Origin of the sequence: Lachnobacterium bovis, from assembly GCF_900111325.1 — a bacterium.
Lineage (GTDB): Bacteria > Bacillota > Clostridia > Lachnospirales > Lachnospiraceae > Roseburia > Roseburia bovis_A.
Genome location: NZ_FOGW01000055.1, coordinates 1 through 2,338 on the forward strand (window position 1 = coordinate 1; position 2,338 = coordinate 2,338).

Sequence of the window (2,338 nt, forward strand, 5' to 3'; positions counted from 1 at the left end):
TATTATCAAATAGAAAATAATACTAGAAATTATTTCAAACAGGGTGAGGAGTATTCTACAAAAGCTCAGAATATATTAGATGGTATATCAAAATCCTTTAAAGGTGCAGAATATCATTATGATGAGAATGCAGCTTGGAGAGTGGATTATTTAAAAAGCATGGATGACATGAATGTCATATATAAAGATAGAGCCATAAATTACTTAAAATATCGAGGCGTAACAGAAGACGAATTTAAACAGCTAGCGAAATATAATTTTGCATCAACAGAAGTGTATAATTATATAACGCTGACAAATAGTAAAGAAAATGAAGAGTTTATCATGAATATAATACATAAAAAATATGAGAATTCATTCAAAAAAGATCCTTCAACATTAGATAGTTATGCAAAAACATTTATGGGAAAATATGCTTTGGGTGTATGGGGCGTTATGTATGAAAAAGGTGATAAGGCTTCAAAGGAAGACTACGAAAAGCTCATAAATGCTGTGCTTAGTGATGATAAGGAAATGTGGTATTATGATACGAGAACTGGTGTGAAAAAGCGATTAACTAAAGATACAAACGAAAAATATATAAATTATAAGTTATGGGCAGCGAGTCGATCACAAGATTACATAGAAAGTATGAAAAATACTACGTTAGCATTAATGCAATGTAAGGGAAAGGTTGCAACAGAACTTTATGTTAAGACTGGTGATAGTAAAAATTTTAAATACTATCAGCGAGAATGGAATAAATGTATGGCGGCTTATATGTTCTACAGTTCTCTAGATAGTAAAATAGAGTCAGCAAGAAAAGACGTGCATGAATTTACACCGGTATTGTCAAAAATAACTAACATTGAATTTAGGGGAGCTAAAGGAAGAGATGTTGCTACAGTAGAATTTGATTATCAAGCATATGACCAAGTACGGGGAGAGTTTAAGAAAAAATCAGAAGTCTTAGATTATGCTGCCGGTTCTACTGAAAAAGAGAATAGAGTAAAAAAATGGGAGATTGATAATGAAACAGAAGAAGGACCGCATGAAACAGTAGATAAATTAACTGAAATTTCTCAAACTATACTTATAGTAGGTGCGACTGAAATTAATCCAGCGCTAGGTTTAATAGCGGATGTGGTTTGTACGGCAGCGTCTGATGAAGGAATAACGGATGAATATTTAGAAGAAAAAGGAAAAGATGCATTAGGGTGGGTAAATGATGAAACGAATGCTACTGGAAAAGTTAGGGGAAAGGCAAATGAAATATATCAGAAACACGTTTCAGCTCATATGCCAACACTTAAAGGCTTTAATAGTCCCTATGGTACAGTTGCTCTTCAGAGAACAAAAAAAGGAGTAGGTAGTGCTTTAAATTTAGATAATTTTATAGGATTAGGAAAATCAATTTATAATGATGTACATTTTAAGAAAACTATGAATGAAAAAAGAAAGAATCTTTTGCAAGGTTATGATAGTTCATATATATGTTGCAAAGAAGATAATCAAGTGTTTTGTATACACTCACTTGATTTGTCTACTCAGATATACAAGGAAAAAATAAAGAATAAAACAGAGAAAGTTTATCCTGAAAAAAAGGCTAAAGATATATTAGAAGAATTAAAAGGAAAAAAAGGTAAGGCATATGATTTGGCTAGAAAATTAGTAAAAGGGGAGTGCAGTATACCAGATAACTTTAAATCAGATGCAGAGGTAAATTTGTATTATGAAGCAACAGATATTTTAGATAAATGCCGTGCTTCAGATAAACTATATACTACTTTTTTTGACGATGGTGTTAGAAGGCTAAGAGATGATATAGTAGATAGTTAAATACTAAAATTTGGATTATTCCGAAGTTACTATCTAATGAAGCATTGCAATGTAAGGAGAGATAACATGAAGAAAAATATACTTAGTACAAAAACAAAACTTTTAATTATAGGGATTATATTTTTGTTTTTCGCATTTATAATATGGAAAAATAGACTAAATATTTTGTGTATAAAAGATCGGATTATATATACTAAAACGGATGAAGAAAATTCATTCAAACCAACTTGGGATAAAATGGAGTTGGTTGAAAAGAGTACTACTTCAGATGATAGTGTATGTATAGTTAGCGATATAACAAAAGATCAAAAAAAAAATTGGAATAGATATAATGAGGATGCGTATTGTAATGAACCTGGTTTTCAAAACACTAATTCAACTTTTGTAGATCATATACAAAGAATTTCGTCTACAAAGTTTGCTCAATTATCTTACACGTATAAAAAACCATTTATTTTTGCCAAACCTGATGGGTACAAGAAAGAGCAACTGAAAGAAATGAGAGATTATGGGGATAATT

The 2,338-nt window shown here is 30.7% G+C and carries 2 protein-coding genes; both read left to right on the plus strand.

Annotated features, from left to right (window positions below):
• On the plus strand, positions 1 to 1,818 hold a 1,818-nt coding region (locus BMY79_RS12270), incomplete at its 5' end, for a hypothetical protein (RefSeq protein ID WP_177176461.1).
• A 66-nt stretch (positions 1,819 to 1,884) separates the two neighbouring features.
• The coding region (locus BMY79_RS11725) for a hypothetical protein (RefSeq protein WP_143065868.1) at positions 1,885 to 2,338 on the plus strand (454 nt) is incomplete at its 3' end.